This window comes from Chromobacterium haemolyticum DSM 19808, from assembly GCF_000711885.1.
GTDB lineage: Bacteria > Pseudomonadota > Gammaproteobacteria > Burkholderiales > Chromobacteriaceae > Chromobacterium > Chromobacterium haemolyticum.
In genome coordinates, this window is record NZ_JONK01000012.1 from 82,442 (window position 1) to 106,585 (window position 24,144).

The 24,144-nt window shown below is 60.4% G+C and carries 24 protein-coding genes; 12 read left to right on the top strand and 12 right to left on the bottom strand.

Annotation, left to right across the window (positions count from 1 at the left end; genetic code table 11):
• Nucleotides 1-123: 123 nt before the first annotated feature.
• From cheD to BR71_RS09060, 10 genes are all read right to left on the bottom strand, one after another.
• Complete coding sequence (gene cheD / locus BR71_RS09015) at nucleotides 124-732, bottom strand: chemoreceptor glutamine deamidase CheD (RefSeq protein WP_019101361.1); 609 nt, start codon at nucleotides 730-732, stop codon at nucleotides 124-126.
• Nucleotides 729-1,805, bottom strand: coding sequence for a protein-glutamate methylesterase/protein-glutamine glutaminase (locus BR71_RS09020; RefSeq protein WP_043635910.1), 1,077 nt, complete (start codon nucleotides 1,803-1,805; stop codon nucleotides 729-731). The genes cheD and BR71_RS09020 overlap by 4 nt, the downstream gene beginning before the upstream one ends.
• Before the next feature lie 37 nt (nucleotides 1,806-1,842).
• Nucleotides 1,843-2,670 carry a CheR family methyltransferase gene (locus tag BR71_RS09025; protein WP_043635912.1) on the bottom strand — a complete coding sequence of 276 codons (828 nt, stop codon included), beginning with the start codon at nucleotides 2,668-2,670 and terminating at the stop codon, nucleotides 1,843-1,845.
• 40 nt (nucleotides 2,671-2,710) lie between these two features.
• The gene (locus BR71_RS25075; protein ID WP_205208404.1) at nucleotides 2,711-5,062 is read right to left on the bottom strand and encodes a methyl-accepting chemotaxis protein; all 2,352 of its coding nucleotides are present in this window, start codon (nucleotides 5,060-5,062) and stop codon (nucleotides 2,711-2,713) included.
• 34 nt (nucleotides 5,063-5,096) lie between these two features.
• Nucleotides 5,097-5,615 (bottom strand): chemotaxis protein CheW, encoded by a 519-nt coding sequence (locus tag BR71_RS09035; RefSeq protein ID WP_231138234.1) that lies wholly within the window; start codon nucleotides 5,613-5,615, stop codon nucleotides 5,097-5,099.
• Nucleotides 5,612-7,636: a chemotaxis protein CheW gene (locus tag BR71_RS09040; RefSeq protein ID WP_043635929.1), complete on the bottom strand. Its 2,025-nt coding sequence runs from the start codon at nucleotides 7,634-7,636 to the stop codon at nucleotides 5,612-5,614. The genes BR71_RS09035 and BR71_RS09040 overlap by 4 nt, the downstream gene beginning before the upstream one ends.
• Nucleotides 7,637-7,671: 35 nt before the next feature.
• Nucleotides 7,672-8,037: a response regulator gene (locus tag BR71_RS09045; protein WP_043635932.1), complete on the bottom strand. Its 366-nt coding sequence runs from the start codon at nucleotides 8,035-8,037 to the stop codon at nucleotides 7,672-7,674.
• A 259-nt stretch (nucleotides 8,038-8,296) separates the two neighbouring features.
• Nucleotides 8,297-9,355: a SpoIIE family protein phosphatase gene (locus BR71_RS09050; RefSeq protein WP_156038915.1), complete on the bottom strand. Its 1,059-nt coding sequence runs from the start codon at nucleotides 9,353-9,355 to the stop codon at nucleotides 8,297-8,299.
• A 20-nt stretch (nucleotides 9,356-9,375) separates the two neighbouring features.
• Nucleotides 9,376-9,681, bottom strand: a complete 306-nt coding sequence (locus BR71_RS09055; protein ID WP_039754785.1) for an STAS domain-containing protein — start codon at nucleotides 9,679-9,681, stop codon at nucleotides 9,376-9,378.
• Nucleotides 9,682-9,721: 40 nt separating this feature from the next.
• Entirely contained in the window at nucleotides 9,722-10,915 is a 1,194-nt protein-coding gene (locus BR71_RS09060) for a sensor histidine kinase (RefSeq protein ID WP_244269606.1), read from the bottom strand.
• Between the two features lie 143 nt (nucleotides 10,916-11,058).
• Between BR71_RS09060 and BR71_RS09065 the strand changes: the two genes are divergently transcribed.
• From BR71_RS09065 to BR71_RS09105, 9 genes are read left to right on the top strand one after another with little or no spacing between them, the layout of a single operon-like run.
• Nucleotides 11,059-12,012, top strand: a complete 954-nt coding sequence (locus BR71_RS09065) for a chemotaxis protein (RefSeq protein ID WP_019103159.1) — start codon at nucleotides 11,059-11,061, stop codon at nucleotides 12,010-12,012.
• Nucleotides 12,013-12,050: 38 nt separating this feature from the next.
• Nucleotides 12,051-12,989, top strand: a complete 939-nt coding sequence (locus BR71_RS09070; protein ID WP_043635942.1) for a chemotaxis protein — start codon at nucleotides 12,051-12,053, stop codon at nucleotides 12,987-12,989.
• A 51-nt stretch (nucleotides 12,990-13,040) separates the two neighbouring features.
• Nucleotides 13,041-13,436, top strand: coding sequence for a chemotaxis response regulator CheY (gene cheY / locus BR71_RS09075; protein ID WP_019103157.1), 396 nt, complete (start codon nucleotides 13,041-13,043; stop codon nucleotides 13,434-13,436).
• 45 nt (nucleotides 13,437-13,481) lie between these two features.
• Nucleotides 13,482-14,243 carry a protein phosphatase CheZ gene (cheZ, locus tag BR71_RS09080; RefSeq protein ID WP_043635944.1) on the top strand — a complete coding sequence of 254 codons (762 nt, stop codon included), beginning with the start codon at nucleotides 13,482-13,484 and terminating at the stop codon, nucleotides 14,241-14,243.
• 51 nt (nucleotides 14,244-14,294) lie between these two features.
• A complete protein-coding gene (locus BR71_RS09085; RefSeq protein WP_081862607.1) occupies nucleotides 14,295-16,220 on the top strand; it encodes a chemotaxis protein CheA in 1,926 nt (641 codons plus the stop codon).
• 17 nt (nucleotides 16,221-16,237) lie between these two features.
• Nucleotides 16,238-17,461 carry an EAL and HDOD domain-containing protein gene (locus tag BR71_RS09090; RefSeq protein WP_043635948.1) on the top strand — a complete coding sequence of 408 codons (1,224 nt, stop codon included), beginning with the start codon at nucleotides 16,238-16,240 and terminating at the stop codon, nucleotides 17,459-17,461.
• A gap of 46 nt (nucleotides 17,462-17,507) precedes the next feature.
• Nucleotides 17,508-18,182: a tRNA (adenosine(37)-N6)-threonylcarbamoyltransferase complex dimerization subunit type 1 TsaB gene (gene tsaB, locus BR71_RS09095; RefSeq protein ID WP_043635951.1), complete on the top strand. Its 675-nt coding sequence runs from the start codon at nucleotides 17,508-17,510 to the stop codon at nucleotides 18,180-18,182.
• On the top strand, nucleotides 18,179-18,622 hold the full coding sequence (rimI, locus tag BR71_RS09100) for a ribosomal protein S18-alanine N-acetyltransferase (protein ID WP_052370449.1): 444 nt from the start codon (nucleotides 18,179-18,181) through the stop codon (nucleotides 18,620-18,622). Before tsaB ends, rimI begins: the two co-directional genes overlap by 4 nt.
• Nucleotides 18,619-19,449, top strand: a complete 831-nt coding sequence (locus BR71_RS09105) for a uracil-DNA glycosylase (protein WP_043635955.1) — start codon at nucleotides 18,619-18,621, stop codon at nucleotides 19,447-19,449. Before rimI ends, BR71_RS09105 begins: the two co-directional genes overlap by 4 nt.
• 119 nt (nucleotides 19,450-19,568) lie before the next feature.
• Here BR71_RS09105 and rpmG read toward each other — a convergent pair whose 3' ends face one another.
• Nucleotides 19,569-19,724, bottom strand: a complete 156-nt coding sequence (gene rpmG, locus BR71_RS09110; RefSeq protein WP_017506994.1) for a 50S ribosomal protein L33 — start codon at nucleotides 19,722-19,724, stop codon at nucleotides 19,569-19,571.
• Between the two features lie 34 nt (nucleotides 19,725-19,758).
• Complete coding sequence (gene rpmB, locus BR71_RS09115) at nucleotides 19,759-19,992, bottom strand: 50S ribosomal protein L28 (RefSeq protein ID WP_011137003.1); 234 nt, start codon at nucleotides 19,990-19,992, stop codon at nucleotides 19,759-19,761.
• A 289-nt stretch (nucleotides 19,993-20,281) separates the two neighbouring features.
• Between rpmB and BR71_RS09120 the strand changes: the two genes are divergently transcribed.
• The 3 genes from BR71_RS09120 (at nucleotide 20,282) to eno (ending at nucleotide 24,142) form a co-directional block, all read left to right on the top strand.
• Nucleotides 20,282-21,928 carry a CTP synthase gene (locus BR71_RS09120; protein WP_043635965.1) on the top strand — a complete coding sequence of 549 codons (1,647 nt, stop codon included), beginning with the start codon at nucleotides 20,282-20,284 and terminating at the stop codon, nucleotides 21,926-21,928.
• Nucleotides 21,925-22,776 (top strand): 3-deoxy-8-phosphooctulonate synthase, encoded by an 852-nt coding sequence (kdsA, locus tag BR71_RS09125; RefSeq protein ID WP_043635969.1) that lies wholly within the window; start codon nucleotides 21,925-21,927, stop codon nucleotides 22,774-22,776. Before BR71_RS09120 ends, kdsA begins: the two co-directional genes overlap by 4 nt.
• Before the next feature lie 82 nt (nucleotides 22,777-22,858).
• The gene (gene eno / locus BR71_RS09130) at nucleotides 22,859-24,142 is read left to right on the top strand and encodes a phosphopyruvate hydratase (RefSeq protein WP_043635974.1); all 1,284 of its coding nucleotides are present in this window, start codon (nucleotides 22,859-22,861) and stop codon (nucleotides 24,140-24,142) included.
• Nucleotides 24,143-24,144 lie beyond the last annotated feature (2 nt).

Below are 24,144 nucleotides of genomic sequence, written 5' to 3' on the forward strand. Positions count from 1 at the left end.
GCGAGGCAAGGCGAAAACCGCTGAGAAAGCGGAATGTACACGTGGTACATGAGCATTTCGAAGCGGTTTTTAACGCCGTATCGCCGATGCGCAGCAGACATTGAACAGGGTCTGAGAACCGGTTCAAATGAACAGTTCTATATCCCCGGACTTGCCGGCCACCTCCGGCTGCATCACCTGCTGGCGATAGCGGTTCTCCTCGGTGATCACGGTGCGGCTGCGCTTGAGCTTCTTGACCAGCACCTTGCCGCTGTCGGTGAAGAAGTACACTTTGCGCGCGCAGTCGCCCAGCAGGTCTTCGGCCAGGATGGGAATCCTTTCCGCATCCAGATAAGCGTGGATGAAGCGGCGGTTGCGCTCGCCCACGTTCATCACCGACATGCCGTCCAGCACGTTGCCCCCGCCAAACACCTTGGCCTCCATGCGGTGTCGCATCGCGCCCAGCTTCTGCATCTCGGTGATCATCAGCTCCATCGCGTGAACGCCGAAGCGCGCGGCGGATGCGCCCTCACCCACCTCGATGCTGCCTTCCGGCAGCAGGAAATGGTTCATGCCCGCGACATTGGCCGCACGGTCCAACATGCACACCGCCACGCACGACCCCAGCAGCGTTACCAACAGCTGCGGCTGGCTGGTGACGTAGAAGCCGCCGGGAAACACTTTCACCGCCTGGCTTTGAAAATGCTTGTCGAAATAGGAATGGCTGCTGAAATGCACCGCGCCGCTGTTCATAACATCGCCTTTTCCGCCCTGCCGTACAGGCAGGCCAAGATTTTGGGGGCCAGCGCTTCCAGTGGCCACTCTTGTTGCACGCCGCCGGCCTTCATCGCCTCGCGCGGCATGCCGTACACCACGCAACTGGCCTCGTTCTGGCCGAATGTGACGGCGCCGGCGTCGCGCATCTTGCGCAGGCCATCCGCTCCGTCCCGCCCCATTCCTGTCAGGATGACGCCGATGGCACGCTTGCCCAGGCCGCGCGCGGCGGAGTCGAACAGCACATCCACCGACGGCCGGTGCCGGTTCACCCTCTCGCTCTGGTCCAACTCAATGCGGAAACCGCCTGCGGCGGCCTGCACCCGCATATGCCAATTGCCTGGCGCGATATAGGCGACGCCCGTCTTGATCGGCTCGCCGGCTTCCGCTTCCTTCACCCTCATCGGGCAGTAACTGTTCAGCCGCGCGGCGAAACTGCCGGTAAAATACTCTGGCATGTGCTGAGCAATCAGGATGGGCGGCCCGTCGGCCGGCAAGCCGCTCAATAGGGTTCGGATCGCCTCCGTGCCGCCGGTGGAAGCGCCCACAAAAATCATCGCTTGCTGGGCGCTGGCGCCCAGAAAAGGCGTCTGCGGCGCCAAGGCCTCGGCCGCGCGATGAAAGCGGTGCGGCGCACGCACCCTGGCTGCCGCCACCGTCCGGATTTTGTCTCGGATCTCGTGGGCGTAATCGCCCATCCGTCTGGCGATATCGTGCGCCGGCTTGGACATAAAGTCGATCGCGCCCAGCTCCAGCGCCGTCAGCGTCGCCTCCGATCCTTGCTGCGTCAGCGAGGAAATCATCAGCACCGGCGTCGGCCGCAAGCGCATCAAACGCCGAAGAAACTCCAAGCCGTCCATGCGCGGCATTTCGACATCCAGCGTGATGACGTCGGGGTCCAGCTCGCGGATGCGCTCGCGAGCGATGAATGGATCGGAGGCGGTAGCCACCACCTCCATGTCTTGCGCCTCGTTAATGATGGAGGTGAGCAGATTGCGGATCAAAGCGGAGTCGTCTACCACCACCACGCGAATTTTCTTGTCGAACCCCATCCACGCTCCCGAATCGATAAAAGGGCGGACACGCCGGCTAGGCCAGCCGGTAGCTGGTTTTGCCGCAAGGCAGGAAGGCGTCGCTCAGATGCAGGATGTTTTCCGAATGCCCCAGCAATAGCAAACCGTCAGGGGCCAGATGCCGCGCCATATGATTGAGTATGGCCGCCTGTGTCGGCTTATCAAAATAGATCAACACATTGCGGCAAAAAATGACGTCGAACTCCCCCAGAGGAGGCCACTCTTCCGCCACCAGATTCATCTGGAAAAAGGTCACCGCTTCGCGCAGATGTTTCTTCAAGCGCACCTTGCCGTCGTTGGCGCCCACGCCCTTATCGAAAAAACGGCGCAATTGCGGCTCCGGCAACTGGCTGACGCGCTCGCGAAGATAGACGCCGTACATCGCCTGCTCCAATACATGAGTATCAATATCGGACGCCAGCAATTCGCAGGGGAATGGCCGTAAAGACTCCGCCAATTCCGCCATGGTCATGGCGATGGAGTAAGGCTCCTCGCCCGTCGAAGACGCCGCGCTCCAGACCCGGTACGGCCGGCCGCGCTTCCGCCAGCGCTCGGCGTGCGCGCGCAGCATGCTGAAATGATGCGGCTCCCGAAAAAACGAAGTCAGATTCGTGGTCAGCGCATTGACAAAGTTCTGCCACTCCCCCGATAAAGCGTCCTGGTCCAGCCGGTCCAAGTACTCGGCGAAGCTTTTCAGCCCCAAGGCCCGCACTCGCTTGGCCAGCCGCGCGTAGGCCATATGGGTCTTGCTGTCGTTAAGAGCGATGCCCACCCGCCGGTAAACCATGCCGCGGATGCGGCGAAAATCGTCTGGCGTGAACTTGATGTCCAGTTCCAGCCCCATCAACTCGATCCCCTCGGCTCCGCTCTCAGCCTAGCCAGCGTCAAAACTCCTCCCACTCGCCGTCCGTCAGGTCCACTTGCGGGCGCAGTCGTTCAGGCACCACGATCTTGCCGGCGGACTTGGGCGACACGGCCTTGGCTCCGGCAACGTGTGCAACGACATGCTCCGCCGTCTGCGCGACGTGCGCCTGCATAGGCCGCAAACGCTGTCCCGGCTCTCCCAGCTTGAATACCTGCACCGCGTCGTCCAAATAGCGCGCTTGCTCTTCCAGCGACTCCGCAGCCGCGGCGGCCTGCTCCACCAGCGCGGCGTTCTTCTGCGTGTTTTCGTCCATCTGCGTCACCGCCAGATTGACCTGCTCGATGCCCGAGCTCTGCTCAATCGATGCGGCCGAGATATCGCTCATGATATCGGCGACGCGGCGGATGGAAATCACGATCTCATCCATGGTGCTGCCGGCCTCGTCCACCAGCTTGGAACCGGACTCGACTTTAGCCACCGAGCTGCCAATCAAACCCTTGATTTCCTTGGCGGCGGCGGCGGAACGCTGCGCCAGGTTGCGCACCTCGCTGGCCACCACGGCGAAGCCTCTCCCCTGCTCGCCGGCCCGCGCGGCTTCCACCGCGGCGTTGAGCGCCAGGATATTGGTCTGAAAGGCGATGCCGTCGATCACGCTGATGATGTCGACAATCTTGCGCGCACTGTCGTTGATCTCGTTCATGGTGGCCACCACGTCGCCCACCACTTTGCCGCCGCGCGCGGCGATGTCGGAAGCGCCAGTGGCCAGCGTGTTCGCCTTTTTGGCGTTCTCCGCGTTCTGCCGCACTGTGCTGGTGATTTCCTCCATGCTGGAAGCCGTTTCCTCCAGGCTGGCCGCTTGTTGCTCGGTGCGGCTGGACAGGTTGGCGTTGCCGGAGGCGATCTCGCGCGCGGCAGTGTTGATCGCGTCGGTGGACTCCTTGATGTTGGAGACAATTTCCTTCAAGCGCTCCACCGTGGTGTTGGTGTCGTTCTGCAACTGGCTGAACAGGCCCTGGTAGTCGCCCTTGATCGCATGAGTGAGATCGCCCTTGGCCAAGGCCGCCAGCACCGTGGCGATATCGCCCAGGCCCTGGCTGGTCACCGCCAGCAGTTGATTGACGCTTTCGCCCAACTGTCGGAAAAAGCCGTCCTTGCCTTCCAGATTGATGCGTCGGTCGAAATTGCCGGCCGCGGCCGCGGAGATGATGCCGGCCACCTCTTTCTCGATCTCAACTTCGCCGGTGCGATCCTTCCACTCCACCACCGTGCCCAACCGCGAGCCGTCGGTGCCGAACACCGGATTGGCCACCAAGCCGAAAATACGCTCGCCAATATTGATCTGCGCGCGATAAGTGGAGCGCAGATTGGCCAACAGGTCGCGCTGATGCGCCGGATTGCTGTGGAACACATCCATATTGGTGCCCAGCAAGGCGCGCGCGTCGAAATTGGGCAAGGCTTTGCGCATATCGGCCTCGGCGCGGCGCATCATCTCCAGCACGCTGTGATTGGTGTAGATGATGTTGCGATCATTGTCGGCGATCATCACATTGGTGGAGGCGTTGTCCAGGGCATTGCGCACTCGGATGTTTTCAACCGCTTTCTCGGCCAGCAAACTCATCGACGCGAACAGACTATGCTTGTCGCCCGACTTGACCTTGATCTCGGAACGTACCTGGCCCTCGGTCAACTCTCGCATCACCTTGACCAGCTCCGCAGGCTCGCCGCCCAACTGGCGCATCAGCGAACGGATAATGAAGACGCCGAAGCCGATGCCGATCGCCAGCGCCAACAAAGTGAAGCCAAACAGCAGCTTGTAAGCCTGTTGGGAATTGTCGCTGGCATCCTGTCCCGCCTTGCGCATCAGCCCCTCCTCAAACGCGATGTAGCGATCGATCGAGGTCATGTATTTAAGCTGGGTATCGCGCAGGGTGACGAACAAGTAATCGCGAGCCTGCGCATCCCGTCCCTGCGCTTGCATGCGTCGGAACACATTCAGTTCAGAGCGGAAACTGGCTTCATCGGAGCGCATCGCCTCGAACAGCGGCCGCCCGGCGTTGCCGACATTCGGCTCCAAGGCCGCCATTCGCTGCGTCAGATTGACCAGGCTCTCGTCAATCTGCTGGTTGAGCTCCTTGGTAAGCTGGACATCCTTGGTCAACAACAGATTACGCACGTCCCGCGACGCCAGGTCGACATTGGCTGCAATCTTGTGCGCGGCGCTAACCTGCGGGATATGCACGCTGGAGATATTGACCAGATCGCCGGCCAGGCCCTGCAGTTGTCTGACCGCCAGCGTCATCGCCACCGCCAGCAACAGAATCAACAGGCCAAAGCCCAACACCAGCCGATGGATCACTTTCATATTATTCATGCTTCGCCCCCTCAAAACAGGCTTGCGGCCGCGTTTATACGCGGCCAGCGGCGTCAGTCAACGCCATTTCCTCGCTGCCCATCAAACGCTCGATATCGATCACGATGATCATGCGCTCGTCCAGCGTGCCCAGTCCTTCGATATAGGCGGTGTCCACCGCCGCGCCAAACTCCGGCGCGGCTCGCAGCGCTTCCCGCTCCAGTTGAATCACATCCGACACCCCGTCCACTACCGCGCCGATGACGCGCCCGCACACATTCAACACGATCACTACGGTGAACTCGTTGTACACCGGCTCCCCGATGCCGAATTTCAAACGCAAATCCACGATAGGCACGATATGGCCGCGCAAATTGACCACGCCCTTGATGAAGTCCGGCGCGTTGGCGATGCGGGTCACCGCGTCGTAGCCGCGGATTTCCTGCACCTTCAGAATATCAATGCCGTACTCTTCCGCTCCCAGCGTGAACACCAGCAGCTCATTGCCCGAACGCCTGTGCGCCAACCCCGGGTCGTTCCGTTCCGCCACCATTTTTTTTCCTTGTTGTTTCATGCGTCCAGCGCCATCCGCTGGTTGTGCCGCGCAATCGCGGCGATATCCAGGATCATGGCCACCTGGCCGTCTCCGAGAATAGTGGCGCCGGAAATGCCATCCACCTTGCGGTAATTCGTTTCAAGGTTTTTCACCACAAACTGCTGCTGGCCGATCAAATCGTCCACTAACAGCGCCAGCCTGCTGTTGCCGGCCTCCACGATCACCAGGATCGCCTCGCTCGGGGTCTGTTTCGCTTCGGGAATGGAAAAAAACCGTCCCAACGGCACAATCGGCAGGTATTCGCCGCGAATGCCCACCACCTGGCCGCGCGCGGCCACCGTTTTGATTTCATTCGGCGCCGGCTGTAGCGACTCCAATACCGCCCCCAAGGGCATCACATAGGTTTCCGCGCCGATGCGCACCGACATGCCGTCCATGATCGCCAGCGTCAACGGCAAATGAATGCTGATGGTGGTGCCGATTTCGGCCATGGAGTCTATCTCCACACGGCCGCCCATGCTCTGGATATTGCGCTTGACCACATCCATGCCCACGCCGCGGCCGGAAACCTCGGTCACCTCCGCCGCCGTGGAGAAGCCGGCCTCGAAAATCAGGTTCCACACCTCAACGTCGCTTAGCGAATCCGGCGCAGCCAAACCGTTCTGTCTCGCCTTGGCCAGTATCCGCTCCCGGTTAAGCCCGGCGCCGTCATCGCTGACTTCGATGACGATATTGCTGCCTTGGTGGAAAGCCCGCAGCGTAAGACGCCCCACCGGATCCTTCCCGCCCGCCTGCCTCGCTTCCGGGGATTCGATGCCATGATCCAGGCTGTTGCGCACCAGGTGGGTCAACGGGTCGGACAATTTCTCGATGAAGCCTTTGTCCAGCTCGGTGCTTTCGCCCATCATCGTGAGCTCCACCCTTTTACCCAAGCGACCGGCCAAATCCCTCACCACTCGCGGAAAGCGGTTGAACACAAAAGAGATGGGCGTCATCCGGATCGACATCACCGCCTCCTGCAACTCCCTCGCGTTGCGTTGCAAAGCGCCGATGCCGCCAAGCAGGCGCTCATGCGCCACCGGATCCAGGCCCGCCCCGGATTGCGTCAGCATGGACTGGGTGATCACCAGCTCGCCCACTAGGTTGAGCAGCAAATCCACCTTGTCGATATTGACCCGGATAGAACTCTCGCTCGCCGCGCCTCCGCGCGCCGCAGGCTTGGCCGCGTCGAACTCCGGCGCCAGCGCCGGAACTTCGTCCCGCTCCGCCGCCTCGGCAGGCGGGGGCTCGAACAGGCCGAATCCGTCTCCTTCCAGCCATACCGAGGCGTCCGGTTCCGGAGCCGCATCGAGGAACAAGCCGAAACTGCTCTCCTCCTCTACGCCATGATCGACGTTGATGCGGAAATGCTCCTGCGGCACGGCGAACGCCAGCGACTCCGCCACCTCCGCCGCGTCCAGCGGCGAGGTGAACACGGCAACCCAGGGCAGCTTGTCAAGCTCCTCGCCGCGCTGCACCACGCTCAAGTCGCCATGCTCGGCCAGCGACTCCAACAAGGCGTCGATGTTGACGCCGTCCACCACGTCGATTTCCAGATACAGCGTCCAGTGCCGCGCCTCCTCCGGCGCCCGGCGCGCCTCGGTTTCCGCCGGAGCGGCCGCCAGCGCCTCCAACTGCGCCTTTAGCTCATCGGCTTGCGCTGTATCGACATCGCCTTTGCCCTTGTGCGCCGCCAGCATCCCGTACAACACATCTTTGGCTCGCAGCACCAAGTCCACTAGATCCGAACTCAAGACGCGCGCGCCGCGCCTCACCTCGTCCAACAACCCTTCCAACACATGAGTCAAATCCGCCATGTCGGCGAAACCGAATGTGGCCGCACCGCCCTTGATCGAATGCGCGGCGCGGAACACCGCATGCAAATCCTCCTGCTGCGGACAGGACTGATCCATGCCCAGCAGCAGGCTCTCCATGCTGGATAAATGCTCATCAGCTTCATCAAAAAACACCTGATGAAACTGCGACATATCGATGGCCAAAAGCTCGCTCCTCGTCGTGCCCAAGATCAGCAGATTCAGCCGATCACGCGCTTGACCACATCCAGCAGCTTCTGCGGGTCAAATGGCTTGACCAGCCAGCCCGTAGCCCCGGCCGCGCGGCCAAGCGCCTTCATTTGGTCGCTGGATTCGGTGGTCAGCATCAGGATAGGCGTCGTCGTATACGCCGGCAGTTTACGCAAGGAGCGGATCAGGGTCAGGCCATCCATGCCCGGCATGTTTTGGTCGGTCAGCACCAGATTGAACTGGCCTCCCTGCGCCTTGGCCAGGCCAGCGTTGCCGTCCCCCGCCTCCACCACCTCGTAACCAGCGCTTTTCAAGGTGAACGACACCATCTGTCGAATCGAAGCGGAATCGTCAACCGTCAGTATTTTTTTGTGCATAACATCCCCGTTTCAGGAAACCTCCCAGCGCTCGCTCGCCTGACGCGGCTCTTCGCCCATCGTCAGTCCGACACCGTCCGCGCCGGGTCCATTTTCCATTCTTTACCTTGCTCACTCGCCGTCTCGTTCCGCACCCGCGAGACAACCGATTCGCCCAAGCGCTGAAATTCGCGCAGATATGAATGAGTGATCAACTAAAAAGCCCGCCGATTCAAGCCTGAATCCGCACGGCGTCAACGCATGCGGCCGAGAAACGTCGTTAAACCGGCCCCGGAGACGCCGACGACGGCACCGCGAAAGCCAGTGACGACATGTCGTCATTGTATGGGCTGCTGAAGCCTAGCGGAATTGACGGCAAGGGGCCATAGCCGTACGCATCGGCCGGGGAAACGCTGGACAAGCGCAGCAGACGCGACAGCAGGTATGGCAGATCCGACTCCTCCATGCCATCGCTGTGGGCCAGGAAGTGCTGACCCTCCGCCCAGGGCAGCGCCAGAGGCGGCTGCAACTCGATGTCGGCGCGCAAGCCCAGCGGGCTGCACATGGAGGGAAAACGACGCTCAAGCCTGGTGGATAGAAACAGCAAGATATCCGGCATGCCGGCATTGACCAGCCGCACCTCTCGAGCGCCCCAGTCAATCTCCAGCAACGCGCTGCCAACGTAGCGCCCGTCGGCCACATGACGATGCATGAAGGCATTGAGTTCGCGCAACGCCGACAAGGACAAAGGCTGCCCCAACAGCACCCGCGACACCCCCAGCGCCAGCAGCGCGGCGTCCAGCGCCGACCCTTGCCCGTGACCGGACGCGTCCCCAAGGATCAGCAAGGTTCGTTCCGGCAAATCCGCGCGCAGCACAACGTCGCCGCCCACCGCCTCTACCGGCTTGACGGACACCTCCAAGGGAAACGAGCGGACCGTCGCCTGTTTCGACGGACGATACAGAGACATGGCTCCGTTGATGATGTCGAAAGCCGCCGCTCCGAATAAACACGGGCACAGCGCATGTTGCTGCCAATGCCAGGCCAACAGCCGGCTGCGCAGCAAGTCCGCGTCGAAGTCCCCGCGCAGAAAGTGAATATTGGGCGTGGCCAGCCAGGGCGCAGGACGCCCTGACGAAAACACCCACAAGGGCTTGTCGCCCTCCCACTGCTCGAACAGTTCGGCGGGAGCGTCCGCCAGATTCGTCAGCCAAAGGTCCTGCCTGCCGCCCACTGCAAAGTCGGCGCCACCGCAAAACCACCAATCCAGCGCTGACAACCAAGGATCGCCACGAACCCGTGCCTCGGCATCAGCGGACAACCAGGCCCGGATGCGCACAGACGCTCCAATGCTTGAACTTACTTAATGGTGAACATCTTGTTGAAGCAGGCGATTTCGAACACCTGCATCACCGCCTCGCGACAATTGATCAAGGTCATGCTCTTTTTCTGCCCAGCCGCGCGCTCCTTCAGCAACAGCAGCATTCCAAGCGCGGAACTATCCAGAAACGGCACCTGATCGAAATCAATCTCAATCTCTTGCACCTCCGGATTGTCCAGCAGCTCCTGGCTGGCCTGACGGAATTCCCGGTGCAGGTTGAAATCGAACTGTCCGATCAGGATCATCTTCCCAACTCTGCCCTCTACTTTGACAATGGGTCTCATCCGGCGTCCTCGGCTTTCTTCTGAATAAACGGCACATCCATCACGGTTGCATCATCGGAAGGCTAAGCTCGAAACAGGCTCCGCCCTCCCCCTTGTTGAAACAACGCACTTGTCCGCCCAGCTCGTCCACCACTTTCTTGACGATGGCCAAGCCCAAGCCTGTACCGCCAGGGCGGGTTGTGAAGAACGGTTCGAACATCTTCTCCAACTCCTCCGGATTGAACCCGGGGCCCGAGTCCTCCACCCGAAACAGTAAAGCGGTCTCACCTTCCTCCACCGATAATCGCACCACATCCCCGCTTGCTGAGAAGTGCCAGGCGTTCTCCAACAGATTCACCAAGGCCCCCTGCAAGGCTTTGCGGTCCACCAAGACCTTTATGGCAGATGACACCACCACATTGCAATCAAAAAGCACGCCTTTTTCATGACATTGTGGTTGCATGACCGCGCGCAAATCCTCCAGCAGCCCTTCCAGATCCAAAGGCTCCAGCGTCGTTACCTGACCGCGGACAAAACTCAGCATGTTCTGGATCAAACTCTCCAGCGCCCGCATCCGCGCCAGGCTCTTGTCGACGAAACGAGCGCGGTCCTCGGCCCGCGGAATATCCTGCTTCAGATTCGCCGTATACAACATCGCCGTGGCCAAGGGCGTGCGCAGCTGATGCGCCAATGCCGCCGCCATGCCCCCCATGGACGCCAACTTCTGCTGACGGGCCAATTCTCCGGTCAATTGATGCAAACGAGATACATCGTGAATAAGCACAATCTGCCCTCCGACAGATGGCAGGTCCTGGCATTGCATCGTCAACACCAAACCCGGCTCCCCATGCCGATGGCAATAGGTGTCGTCCAGTTCCGAACGCGACAGCCCCGCCAGCATGTCCCGCCATAAAGCGCCTACAGAACAACCGTTTAGCATCCGGCTGGCCGCGGGATTCACCGCCGTGACCACGCCTTCGGCCGAGACTTGGACCACGCCCGCGGGCAGCGCCTCCAGCAGCAAGCCCAAGCGCTCGGCCAGCATCGCGTTCTCGTCCCGCTGTTTGCGCAGCTGATTATTGGCTTCGTCCAATTGCGCATTGAGAACTGTCACTTGGCTCTCAAGTTGTCTATATGCATCAATAAGTTGGCCGGATACCGCATTGAATTGCTCGAACGCGGCTTCTAGTTGCTGCTGATCTTTGAGGCTTGAAACCATATGCCGAATCGCTTGCGAGTTATTTGTAAAAACCACTTAAACAGTATGATAATGAATGGGTATCGCTGAGCCAACCTGTTATCTGGCATGAGGCTCAGCAAAAAAAACCGGGCAAAACCGATATCTGGCGTATAAAGGGTAGTAGTACGCCACTTCAAAAGAATGCAGCGGAGGTTTCTGTGTCAGAGCTTCTCAAAAAAATCGACGCCAGGACGAAACTGGCCGGCACCAACAAGCTGGAAATCCTGCTGTTCTCGTTGGGCCAGGATCAGCGCACGGGGCGCAAGGAAATCTTCGGGATCAACGTGTTCAAAGTGCGCGAAGTCATGCGCACGCCGGAAATCACCTCCGCCCCTGAAATGCCCTCCTCCGTGGAAGGCATGGTCAGCCTGCGCGGCGCGCTGGTGCCGGTCATCGACTTGGCCAAATACACTGGCGTCGTGACCAGCAACAAGCCGGAAATCATGATCGTCACCGAGTACAACGCCCACACCCAGGGCTTCCTGGTGGAAGCGGTGGACACCATCCTGCGTCTGGACTGGTCCGCAATGCGCGTGCCGCCGGAAATGATCACCAACCGCATGGCCGGCCTGGTGACCGCCGTCACCGAACTGGACAACGGCACGCTGGTGATGATGATGGACGTGGAAAAAGTGCTGGCGGAAACCACCATCATCGACGACGGCCACACCTTCCTCGGCATCGAGCCGGTCAAGGAACCGCGCCGGATCTTCTTCGCCGATGACTCCGCCGTGGCCCGCAAACAGATCGAGCGCACGCTGGAAGCGATGAACATCCAGTACACCTCCGCCATCAACGGCATGCGCGGATGGGAAGAATTGCAGAAAATGGCCAACCAGGCCGACCTGGCCGGCAAGAAGCTGTCGGATTCGCTGCACCTGGTGCTGACCGACGTGGAAATGCCGGAAATGGACGGCTATATGCTGACCAAGATGATCAAGAGCGATCCGCGTTTCAACGGCATTCCGGTGTTGATGCACTCCTCCCTTTCCGGTTCCTCGAATCAGAAACTGGGCGAATCAGTAGGCGTTGATTCCTACGTCGCCAAATTCGAACCGCAGAAACTGTCGATGAAACTGCGCCAGATGCTGAATCTGGAACCCAAAGACTAAGATCAAGTAAGCAAAAGCATTAAGGGAGAGGGACAGATATGGCAGCCACAGACGCCTCCTTGCTTGCAAGCGTTGACGCCAGGACCAAACTGGCGGGTTCCAACAAAATGGAAATCCTGCTGTTTTCGCTTGGAACGCGGGAAACCTTCGGCATCAACGTTTTCAAAGTGCGCGAGGTGTCGCAGACGCCCGCCATCACCAAAACGCCGAACATGCCTTTTGGCGTGGAAGGCGTGCTGTCGCTGCGCGGCAACATCATCCCGGTCATTTCGCTTGGCAAATTCATCGGCGCCGACCAGACCCGCAGCTACGAAACCATGATCGTCACCGAATTCAACAAGAGCACCCAGGCCTTCCTGGTTGACTCGGTGGACCGCATCATCCGCGTGGACTGGGACAAGGTGCGCGCGCCGGAAAACATGATGGCGGCCAGCGGCACCAATCAGAATCTGATCACCGCGATTACCGAACTGGAAAACGGCAAGCTGGTATCCATCCTGGACGTGGAGCAAATCCTGGCCAGCGTGGTCGGCGAGCCACGCCTGCCCGACGTGCCCACCGCCCAGCTGGAAAACGATCAGTACATCTTCTTCGTCGACGACTCTGTCGTGGCCCGCAAGGAAATCACCGGCGTGCTGGAAAAGATGGGCATCAAATTCCAGCAGGCCACCAACGGCCGCGAGGCATGGGACCGGCTGCAAACGCTGGCCAACCGCAACTTCGGCGAGGACGAGTGCCTGCACGACCACCTGAAGATCATCCTCGTGGACGCCGAAATGCCGGAAATGGACGGCTATGTGCTGACCAAGCTGATCAAATCCGATCAGCGCTTCCGCGGCATCCCGGTCGTGATGCACTCCTCGCTGTCCTCCAACGCCAACCGCGCGATGGGCTCCAGCGTGGGCGTGGACGCCTATGTCGCCAAGTTCGACCCCGGCGTGCTGGCCGAAACTTTGATTCCATTCCTGCAGAGGTAGTCGCTACAATATGCGGCTCGATGAATTTCAGATAAATCAGGACACACCTCAATGGCAGACAAGAATATTCGCTTCCTAGTCGTAGACGACTTCTCCACGATGCGGAGAATCGTGCGCAACCTTTTGAAAGAGCTAGGATTCACCAATGTCGACGAAGCCGAAGACGGCATGGTTGCGCTGCACAAGTTGAAGACTCAGCATTTCGACTTCATCGTTTCCGACTGGAACATGCCCAATATGACCGGCATCGAACTGCTCAAGGCGGTTCGTGCCGACGCCCAGCTCAAACACCTGCCCTTCATGATGATTACCGCGGAAGCCAAACGCGAAAACATCATTGAAGCGGCCATGGCCGGAGCCAGCGGTTACATCGTGAAGCCTTTCACTGCCGCCACCATGGAAGAGAAAATGAGCAAGATCTTCCAGAACATGAATAAACCAGCCTGAGTGCCGAAAAAAAACGGTCTGCGTCAGTATTGAGGAGGATTTACCGTGTCCAATCACATCATGGAAAGCGGGGATAACCCGGAGCTTGAGGCCCTGTTCGACAGCATCTCGATGCAACAGAGCGCCCCTCCGGAGCCGGAACCCGCCGCGTCGGAAGCCGCGGCGGCCTCTCCGCAGCCAGCCGGGACTGCCGGCAGTCCTACCTCGATGTACGAACAAATTGGTCAGTTAACCCGCAAAATGCATGATGCGCTACGCGATCTAGGCTACGACAAATCTCTGGAAAAAATGGCGGACGCGATTCCGGATGCCAAGGACAGGCTGACTTACATCGCCACCCTGACGGAAAATTCCGCCGAACGCGTGCTCAACGCCACTGACCTGGCCAAACCGTATCAGGACCAGCTGGAAAGCAAGGCGCTGGAATTGTCCTCGCGCTGGGAACGGCTGTACGCCAACCTGTTGACCGTGGAAGAGTTCCAGCAACTTGCAGCCGACACGCGCACCTACTTAAATGAAGTGCCGGCCCAGACCCAGGCCACCAGCACACAGTTGCTGGAAATCGTCATGGCGCAGGACTTTCAGGATCTGACCGGCCAAGTCATCAAAAAGATGATGGGCATGGTCAAGCTGCTGGAAAGCGAGCTGGTCAATTTCCTGATCGAGTTCTCGCCAGAGGCGAAAAAAGAAGAGCTGGGCATGGGCACCAATCTGCTGAACGGCCCCGTGATCAATCCGGAAGGGCGCACCGATGTGGTCAGCAGCCAGCAACAGGTCGACGACCTGCTGGAAAGCCTGGGCTTCTAACGAACAACACGCAGAACAGAGCACGCGAGCAAGGCGTGGCGGGAGTGGAAAATGAGCGAATTCGCCGGCATGGAAGAGCTGCTGCAAGACTTCTTGATGGAGTCTACGGATCTCCTTTCCGATGTAGACAATAAACTGGTCGAACTGGAAAAGCGTCCGGAAGACAAGGCACTGCTGAACGACATTTTCAGAGGCTTCCACACCATCAAGGGCGGCGCCGGCTTTCTCAACGTCGGCCCGATGATCAACCTATGCCATCGCACCGAAAACTTGTTCGACAAACTCCGCAACGGCCAACTGCACATCACCGCCGGCATCATGGACGTGATTCTTGACGCCACGGGCATCGTGCGCGACATGTTCGGCACCATGGGCCAGGGCCTGATGCCCAGCGAAGCCGATCCGCGCATCCTGGCGGCTTTGGACGCGGCACTGGCAGGCGAAGCGCTGTCCGAAGATACCGCGGCGGCCGAACCCGCCCCAGTGGCAGCCCCTGCCCCGGTTGCAACGCCAGCCCCGGCCGCTGCGGCCGCGCCGCAGCCCGCAGGCAACGGTCAAGGCCCGGACTGGAATCAGCTCTATCAAGCCGTCACCCCCGGCGGCGCGCCCGCCGCCCCGACGGCTGCGCCCGCCCCCCAGGCGGCGGCTCCCGCTGCGCCACCGGCCCCGGTAGCAGCCGCCCCGGTAGCAGCCGCCCCGGCGGCTAAGCCCGCGGCCAAGCCGGCTCAGAACAAACCGGCCGCCAGTGCGCCCAGCAGCAGCGGCCCCCAGGAAAACACCATCCGCATCGATACCGTGCGTCTAGACATGGTGCTCAACCTGTCCGGTGAAATCGGCCTGACCAAGAACCGCCTGACCACGCTGCGCACCGAGATCCTGCAAGGCAACCGCGACACCAACACGCTGCGCTCGCTGGACGAAGCGATCAGCCAATTGGACCTGCTGGTGGGAGATCTGCAGAACGCGGTGATGAAAACCCGCATGCAGCCGATTGGCCGCCTGTTCCAGAAATACCCGCGCTTGGCGCGCGACCTCGCCCGTCAGTTGGGCAAGGAAGTCGAACTGGTGCTTTCCGGCGAAGAAACCGAGCTGGACAAGACCATGATCGAGGACTTGAACGATCCTCTGGTCCACTTGGTGCGCAACGCCGTCGATCACGGCATCGAACAGCCTGAAGACCGTATCGCCGCCGGCAAGAAGCCGCAGGCTCTGGTGCAACTGACCGCGGAGCAAGTGGGCGATCACATCCTGATCGAGATCACCGACGACGGCAAAGGCATGAATGCCGACGCCCTCCGCCGCAAGGCGATCGAAAAAGGCCTGATCGACCAGGAAAGCGCCAACTCCCTGGATGAGAAGCAGTGCCTGCAGCTGATTTTCCTGCCTGGCTTCTCCACCAAGGACCAGATTTCCAGCGTGTCCGGCCGCGGTGTGGGCATGGACGTGGTCCGCACCAACATCCAGAAGCTGAACGGCCGCATCGACATCAATTCGGTGCCGGGCGAAGGCACCCGCATCAGCATCTCGCTGCCGCTGACGCTGGCCATCCTGCCGGTACTGGTGGTGCGCGCCTGCAACCAACCGTTCGCCGTGCCTCTGGCGATGGTGCGCGAAATCATCACCATCGACCCGAACGCGATCCAGGAAGTGTCCGGCAAACCCACCATCGTGGTGCGCGACGAAATCCTTCCGCTGAAAACCCTGGCCGGCCTGCTGGGCTGGGAGCCAACGCAAAAGCCCTACTTCGGCGTATTGATGCAGTCCGCGGAAAAGTCCTTCATCCTGGCGATCGACTCCTTCGTCGGCCGCGACGACGTAGTGATCAAGCCGCTGCAGAACATTCGTCCGAAAGGCGTGGCAGGCGCCACCCTGTCCGGCGACGGCTCCGTCGTACTGGTTCTCGACATGGAAGATCTGCTTTCCTCCAGCGAGGCCAACAACAGCGTCACCCGATCCACGGACCTGATCGCCACCTGAGAAGGCATACCGGGACAATGACCTCGACGAGCGCCTTCATAGGCAGGCAGGCCGTTCTCAACCGCAACCAGCAGCTCATTGGCTATGAGCTGCTTTTTCGTCCCAGCGGCGAGGCCTCAGGCGTAGGCAAGCATACAGAACTGCAAGCCGACACTCAGGTGCTGGTCAACACCCTCAACAATATGGGCACCAGTTGGCTGATCGGCAGCAAGCTGGCCTTCATCAACATCGGCGAAGCCATGCTCAGCAGCGAGTTTCTTGAGCTGCTGCCGCCACGCCGCGTCATTCTCGACATCTCGCCGCGCATCGTGCCCTCCAACGAACTGCTGTCGCGCGCGCGGCACCTTCGCTCGCTGGGTTTCGGCATTTCTCTGGACGACTTCAGCTTCGAATCGCCGGCTGCGGCCTTTCTGGAGCTGGCCAACTACGTCAAGCTGGACATCCAGCACCAAGACACCAACCGCTTCCAGATGCTGGCGTCGCGCTTGCGCAGCTATCCGGTGATCCGCATCGCCGAACGCGTGGAAACCCACGCTCAGTTCCATCTATGCAAGGAACTGGGCATGGACGGTTTTCAGGGCTTCTACTTCGCCCAGCCGGAAACGCTGTCCGCCAAGGTCATTCACCCATCTTTTCGCAACACCCTGGAGTTGCTCAACCTGCTGCGGCTGGACGCCGACATCCGCGACGTCGAGCAGGTTCTCAAACGCGACCTGGCCCTGTCTTACAAGCTGCTGCGCTACGTCAACTCCGCCGCCGCCGGCCTGAACACCAGCATCAGCTCCTTCTCCCACGCCGTCACCGTACTGGGATACCAAAAGCTCTACCGCTGGCTGACTCTGCTGCTGGTCACCGCCTCCGAGGAGGGCCACGCGCCCCCGGCGCTGCAAAAAACCGCCGTCACACGCGGCCGCTTCATGGAGTTGCTGGGCAAAGCCCACGGCGAGCGCCACGACACCTGCGACAATCTGTTCATCATCGGCATGTTCAGCCTGTTGGACGTGCTGTTCGACATGCCGATGGCCAACATCATCGAGCACCTGCAACTGCCGGAAACCATCACCGAAGCCCTGTTGCACGAAAAAGGCACGATGAGCCGCTTCCTCAAACTGGTCAAAGCCTGCGAGGACGGCCAACTCACCGGCGTGCCAGAACTCTGCGCCCAATTGAACCTCAGCAGCGAACAGTTCAACCAGGCCCATGTCTCCGCGCTCGCCTGGGTGGAAGAACTCGGCTTATAATTCGCAGTCTTGCAGTACGCGCTTAAGCTTGAGACCGAATTCCCCGATGAAATTGCTTGCCATTGATTGTTCCACCTCGTTTCTATCCCTAGCCATTGACAACGGCTCGCGTATTTTCTCCTTCCACGAGAAAGTCGAGCAAAAGCACGCGGAACGCGCGCTGCCGGAATTGGCTCGCCTGTTGGAACAGGCGGAACTGCGCCTGGAGCAACTCGACGCCATCGCCTTCGGCCAGGGCCCCGGCTCCTTCACCGGCCTGCGCATCGCCTGCGGCCTGGCTCAAGGGCTGGCTTTCTCCGCCGGCATTCCCGTCATCGGCATTCCCACGCTGGACAACGTCGCTCAACAAGCCGGCGCTGGCACGGTGCTGGTCTGTCTCGACGCCAGGATGCAGCAGGTTTACAGCGCCTGCTATCGAGTCGCCGAAGGCGCCGCGCCGGAACGGCTGGACCCGATAAGCGTCGGCGCGCCGGAAGCCGTGCTTTGGCCGGAGCGAGTCGATATTGCCGCAGGCGACGGCTTTGAACGCTATCCCGGTCTGCAAGACAATGCCGGCGCCGCTATTGTCCGCGCGGATCTGCTGCCCAACGCCGTCGCCTACTTCTCCATGGCGCGCAGCGGCCGTTATCCCCAAACTCACCCGCGCGAAGCGGAACTACTGTACGTGCGCAATAAAGTCGCCCTGACCGCACAGGAACAGCAGCAGGCGCGCCAGAAATGACCCCGGACTACCGCACCTTCCTGCCTGACGACGCGAGGCAGCTGGCCGAGCTAGAGAGCCGCGCCTGCGCGCACGGCTGGTCCGCCGCCCAATACCAGGACTCCGTGCGCTGCGGTCACCAGTTTCACGGCCTGTTCGCCTCGAACCAGCTACAAGGCTTCGCCGTTACCCAGAGCGTGCTGGACGAAGCGGAACTGCTCAACATCGTGATAGACCCACAATGGCAAGGCCAGGGCTTGGGCAAACAACTACTGCGAGAACTAAGCGCCACTCTGGCCGCAAGCGGTGCACGGCGCCTATTCCTGGAAGTACGGGCCGGCAACGCCGTTGCCCGCAGCCTGTACGCAAGCCAAGGTTTCGTTGAAAACGGCAGACGCAAGAACTACTACCCCTGCGCCGACGGCCGCGAAGACGCGGTCCTGATGGAGACCACGCTATGAACCGCGCCGCGCTGATTCAAAGCGTGATAGGACTAGGCCCATCCTGGGAAGCTCGCCCCGGTTGGTTCGAGCAGCATCCTGCGGCGCTAAGCCGTCCACCGGAAACACTGTTGGAAACCGATATGGTGCCGGAGGAGTGCCTGGCACCGCCGCGCGAGGACGCCGTCACGCCGGCCCAGCCGGCCGTACTGCTTGCCCCCTCGCCTGCAGCCGACATCGTCCCGCCCGCCGCGTCTCCCGCGCTTCAAGCCCACACCTCGCCTTTGCTAGAGTGGGACGCGCTCGAACGCGCGGTACGCGACTGCCGCGACTGCCGCCTTTGCCAAACGCGCACTCAAACCGTTTTCGGTCGCGGCAACAAGCAGGCGCGCTGGCTGTTGATCGGCGAAGCGCCGGGCGAACAAGAGGACAGACAAGGCCAGCCCTTCGTCGGCCGCGCCGGCCAGTTGCTGGACAATATGCTGAGCGCTACCGGACTGGACCGTGACCGCGATGTATATATCGCCAACGTGCTCAAATGCCGCCCGCCCGGCAACCGCAATCCTAGCGGCGATGAAATTGCCTCCTGTCAGAACTATCTGATCCAGCAAATTCAGCACATCCAGCCCACATTGATTCTGGCGCTTGGCCGTTTTGCCGCCCAAACTCTGCTGCAAACAGAAAAAGGCATTGGTCAATTGCGCGGCAAGCTGCACAGCTACCAGGACATCCCTTTGATCGTCAGCTATCACCCGGCCTACCTGTTGCGCAATCAGCCGGACAAACAAAAAGCCTGGCAAGACTTGGTATTCGCCAAAAAGACTTTCAGCCGCCTAAGCGCCGATTAAACGCAAAACCCCGCCAAGCATGCTTGACGGGGTTTTTTAGTCCCGAACCATAAAGAAAAAAACCCTTCTCCGTGCACCAGAGAAGGGCTCTTTACTTTCGCGTTCCCGCGGAAACCGGCTTATTTCAGCTTGGTTTCTTTGTACAGAACGTGTTTGCGAGCAACGGGATCAAATTTCTTGATCTCCATTTTTTCCGGCATCGTACGCTTGTTCTTCGTAGTCGTGTAGAAATGGCCGGTGCCAGCAGTGGACTCAAGCTTGATTTTATCGCGCATGTTATTACCTCAGTAGCTTTCTGGTTGACCGCAATCAGATCTCGCCGCGAGCGCGCAGATCAGCCAGCACTACATCGATGCCAACCTTGTCGATGGTACGCAGTGCCGCGTTGGATACGCGCAGACGCACCCAGCGGTTTTCGCTCTCAACCCAGAACTTGCGATATTGCAGGTTGGGCAGGAAACGACGTTTAGTCTTATTGTTGGCGTGGGAAACATTGTTCCCGGTCATCGGACGCTTGCCGGTGACTTTGCAAACACGCGCCATGTTAAACACTCCCAAAACCGGTAAAAGCTGGCTTTATATCATAGATAAAGCCAGACACTCAAGCAGAAAACGCACCCTTGTTACTGCATGGGCGCGATCGTGTTATGAAACAGTCGGCGGCAATTGTACCGTATTCGCCACAGAGATGCGAGCACTTCTTTGCCAAGCCGCGCGACGCGACCGGCGGCGGCTCGGGGTGTCGGCGCGACTTGCAACAACATGGTTCGAAGCGATTCAAATCGCAACGATTTCAGGGTAGAATCCCGGATTCCCATAGAGCCGTAATCTCATGACCAAGTACATCTTCGTAACCGGCGGTGTGGTGTCCTCCCTGGGTAAGGGCATTGCCGCTGCGTCCATCGCCGCCATCCTCGAGTCTCGCGGGCTGAAAGTCACCATGCTGAAGCTCGACCCCTACATCAACGTCGATCCGGGCACAATGAGCCCTTTCCAGCATGGCGAGGTGTTCGTCACCGAAGACGGCGCGGAAACCGACCTTGATCTGGGCCACTACGAGCGCTTCATCCACGCGAAGATGAAGAAAAGCAACAACTTCACCACCGGCCAGGTATACGAGTCCGTGATCACCAAGGAGCGCCGCGGCGACTACCTGGGCGGCACCGTGCAAGTGATCCCGCACATCACCGACGAAATCAAGCTGAAGATGCACGAAGGCGCGGCCGACGCGGACGTCGCCATCGTCGAGATCGGCGGCACCGTGGGCGACATCGAATCGCTGCCGTTCCTGGAGGCCATCCGCCAGATGCGCTCCAATTTGGGCCGCAAGAACACCCTGTACGTGCACCTGTCCTATGTGCCTTACATCGCCACCGCCGGCGAGATCAAGACCAAACCGACCCAGCACTCGGTAAAAGAATTGCGCGAGATCGGCATTCAGCCGGACATCCTGCTCTGCCGGATGGACCGCGAACTGCCGGAAGACGAAAAGCGCAAGATCGCGCTGTTCTGCAACGTGGAAGAAAACGCCGTTATCGGCTGTTACGACTCCGACTCCATCTACAAAGTGCCGGCCATGCTCCACAACCAGGGCATCGACGAGATCATCGCCGAGCAGCTGCAGCTGGACCTGCCCAAGGCGGATCTGTCGGTATGGGGCCGCATCATCGACGCGATCGAGCACCCGGACCACAGCATCAACATCGCCATGGTCGGCAAATACGTTGACTTGACCGAGTCCTACAAGTCGCTGACCGAAGCGCTGAAGCACGCCGGCATCCACACCCGCACCAACGTCAACATCATCTACGTCGACTCCGAGGAAATCGAGCGCGACGGCGCCGATTCGCTGAAGGACATGGACGCCATTCTGGTGCCGGGCGGCTTTGGCAAGCGCGGCGTGGAAGGCAAGATCAAAGCGGTGAAATTCGCCCGCGAAAACGATATTCCCTACATGGGCATCTGCCTGGGCATGCAGATCGCGCTGATCGAATACGCCCGCGACGTGGCGGGCATGGCCGGCGCCAACTCCACGGAGTTCGACCTCGACACCAACTTCCCCGTGGTGGCGCTGATCGACGAATGGGTCAACCACGACGGCAAGGTAGAAAAGCGCGACGAAAACTCCAACCTGGGCGGCACCATGCGTCTGGGCGGCCAGCAATGCGACCTGCTTCCGGAGTCCCTGGCGGCCAAGATTTACGGCTGCGGTGAGATCGTAGAGCGTCACCGCCACCGCTACGAAGTCAACAATTACTATATTCCGCGCCTGGAACAGGCCGGCCTGACCATCAGCGGCCGCTCCGCCGGCCATGAGAAGCTGGTCGAAACCATCGAGCTGGCGAACCACCGCTGGTTCTTCGCCTGCCAGTTCCACCCGGAATTCACCTCGACTCCGCGCGACGGCCACCCGCTGTTCATCTCCTACGTGAAAGCGGCGCTGCAATACCAAGCGGACAAGCAAGGACCCAAGGCATGAAACTGTGCGGATTCGAAGTCGGCCTCAACCAGCCGCTGTTCCTGATCGCGGGTCCCTGCGTGATCGAGAGCGAACAGATGGCGCTGGATACCGCGGGTCAGCTCAAGGAAATCACCGCAGAGCTGGGCATCAACTTCATCTACAAATCGAGCTACGACAAGGCCAACCGTTCCTCCGGCTCTTCCTTCCGCGGCTTCGGCATCGATGAAGGCCTGCGCATCCTCTCGGAAGTGAAACGTCAGATCGGCGTGCCCGTGCTGACCGATGTGCACAGCGAAAATGAAATCGTGCAAGTCGCCAGCGTGGTCGATGTGCTGCAAACACCCGCCTTCCTGTGCCGCCAAACCGACTTCATCCGCGCCGTCGCCCAGTGCGGCAAGCCGGTGAACATCAAGAAGGGCCAGTTCCTGGCTCCTGGCGACATGAAGAACGTGATCGACAAGGCCCGCGCCGCCGCGCAAGAGGCCAACCTCGAACCGGACAGCTTCATGGCCTGCGAGCGCGGCGTATCCTTCGGCTACAACAATCTCGTATCCGACATGCGTTCGCTGATGATCATGCGCGACACCCAGTGCCCGGTGGTTTACGACGCCACCCACTCGGTGCAGCTGCCCGGCGGCCAAGGGACTTCTTCCGGCGGCCAGCGCGAATTCGTGCCGGTGCTAGCGCGCGCCGCGGTGGCGTCCGGCATCGCCGGCATCTTCATGGAAACCCATCCGGACCCGGCCTGCGCAATGTCCGACGGCCCTAATGCCTGGCCCTTGCCGCGCATGAAGGAACTACTGACTACGCTCAAGGCGCTGGACGAGTTAGTCAAGCACAATCCCTGGCCGGAACACACCCTGTAAACCGGCAGGCGCAGATCGCAACCGGCTCCGGCCGGTTGCTTGCCCTCCGCCCGAACACAACCAGCCTTTGAAGGAAATGTAAATGAGTTCGATCATCGATGTGGTAGCTCGTGAGATTCTGGATTCGCGCGGCAATCCGACCGTGGAAGCAGACGTATTGCTGGAGTCCGGCGTCATGGGCCGCGCGGCGGTGCCCAGCGGCGCCTCCACCGGCGAAAAAGAAGCGCTGGAACTGCGCGACGGCGATAAAAGCCGCTATCTGGGCAAGGGCGTGTTGAAGGCGGTGGAAAACATCAACACTGAAATCTGCGAAGCCATCATCGGCCTCGACGCCAGCGACCAGGCCTTCATCGACAAGACCCTGATCGAACTGGACGGCACCGAAACCAAATCCCGCCTCGGCGCCAACGCGCTGCTGGCCGTGTCCATGGCGGTGGCCCGCGCCGCAGCCGAAGACGCAGGCCTGCCGCTGTACCGCTACCTGGGCGGCGCCGGTCCGATGGCCCTGCCGGTTCCGATGATGAACGTCATCAACGGCGGCGCTCACGCCAACAACACCCTGGACATCCAGGAATTCATGATCATGCCGGTGGGCGCGCAAACCTTCCGCGAAGCGCTGCGCTGCGGCGCCGAAATCTTCCACAGCCTGAAGAAGATTTGCGATCAAAAAGGCTACGCCACCACCGTGGGCGACGAAGGCGGCTTCGCGCCCAACCTGAAGAGCCATGAAGACGCGATCAAACTGATCCTGGAAGCCATCGACGCCGCCGGCTACGTGGCCGGCCAGGACGTGATGCTGGCGCTGGACTGCGCCTCCTCCGAGTTCTACAAGGACGGCAAGTACCACCTGACCGCCGAAGGCCTGCAGCTCACTTCCGAGCAGTTCGCCGACTACCTGGAAACCCTGGTCAACAACTACCCGATTCTGTCGATCGAAGACGGCATGAGCGAGCACGACTGGGACGGCTGGAAGCTGCTGACCGAGCGCCTGGGCTCCCGCGTGCAGATCGTCGGCGACGACTTGTTCGTCACCAACCCCAAGATTCTGGCCAAGGGCATCGAAGGCGGCCTCGCCAACTCGCTGCTGGTCAAGGTCAACCAGATCGGCACGCTGTCGGAAACGCTGAAAGCGGTTGATCTCGCGAAGCGTTCCCGCTATACCAGCGTTATGAGCCATCGCTCCGGCGAAACCGAAGACAGCACCATCGCGGATCTGGCCGTTGCCACCAACTGCATGCAGATCAAAACCGGCTCGCTGTCCCGCTCCGACCGCATGGCTAAATACAATCAGTTGCTGCGCATCGAAGAAGAACTGGGCGATGCGGCCTACTACCCGGGCAAAGCTGCCTTTTACCACCTGAAGTAATC

Coding starts and splice junctions, on each gene's coding strand:
- BR71_RS09055 (WP_039754785.1), bottom strand. CDS start 9,681: ATGAGACCCATTGTCAAAGTAGAGGGCAGAGTTGGGAAGATGATCCTG.
- tsaB (WP_043635951.1), top strand. CDS start 17,508: ATGAAATTGCTTGCCATTGATTGTTCCACCTCGTTTCTATCCCTAGCC.
- BR71_RS09120 (WP_043635965.1), top strand. CDS start 20,282: ATGACCAAGTACATCTTCGTAACCGGCGGTGTGGTGTCCTCCCTGGGT.
- BR71_RS09070 (WP_043635942.1), top strand. CDS start 12,051: ATGGCAGCCACAGACGCCTCCTTGCTTGCAAGCGTTGACGCCAGGACC.
- cheY (WP_019103157.1), top strand. CDS start 13,041: ATGGCAGACAAGAATATTCGCTTCCTAGTCGTAGACGACTTCTCCACG.
- BR71_RS09085 (WP_081862607.1), top strand. CDS start 14,295: ATGAGCGAATTCGCCGGCATGGAAGAGCTGCTGCAAGACTTCTTGATG.
- BR71_RS09025 (WP_043635912.1), bottom strand. CDS start 2,670: ATGGGGCTGGAACTGGACATCAAGTTCACGCCAGACGATTTTCGCCGC.
- BR71_RS09020 (WP_043635910.1), bottom strand. CDS start 1,805: ATGGGGTTCGACAAGAAAATTCGCGTGGTGGTGGTAGACGACTCCGCT.
- eno (WP_043635974.1), top strand. CDS start 22,859: ATGAGTTCGATCATCGATGTGGTAGCTCGTGAGATTCTGGATTCGCGC.
- rpmB (WP_011137003.1), bottom strand. CDS start 19,992: ATGGCGCGTGTTTGCAAAGTCACCGGCAAGCGTCCGATGACCGGGAAC.
- cheD (WP_019101361.1), bottom strand. CDS start 732: ATGAACAGCGGCGCGGTGCATTTCAGCAGCCATTCCTATTTCGACAAG.
- BR71_RS09045 (WP_043635932.1), bottom strand. CDS start 8,037: ATGCACAAAAAAATACTGACGGTTGACGATTCCGCTTCGATTCGACAG.
- BR71_RS25075 (WP_205208404.1), bottom strand. CDS start 5,062: ATGAATAATATGAAAGTGATCCATCGGCTGGTGTTGGGCTTTGGCCTG.
- rpmG (WP_017506994.1), bottom strand. CDS start 19,724: ATGCGCGATAAAATCAAGCTTGAGTCCACTGCTGGCACCGGCCATTTC.
- BR71_RS09090 (WP_043635948.1), top strand. CDS start 16,238: ATGACCTCGACGAGCGCCTTCATAGGCAGGCAGGCCGTTCTCAACCGC.
- rimI (WP_052370449.1), top strand. CDS start 18,179: ATGACCCCGGACTACCGCACCTTCCTGCCTGACGACGCGAGGCAGCTG.
- BR71_RS09035 (WP_231138234.1), bottom strand. CDS start 5,615: ATGAAACAACAAGGAAAAAAAATGGTGGCGGAACGGAACGACCCGGGG.
- BR71_RS09105 (WP_043635955.1), top strand. CDS start 18,619: ATGAACCGCGCCGCGCTGATTCAAAGCGTGATAGGACTAGGCCCATCC.
- kdsA (WP_043635969.1), top strand. CDS start 21,925: ATGAAACTGTGCGGATTCGAAGTCGGCCTCAACCAGCCGCTGTTCCTG.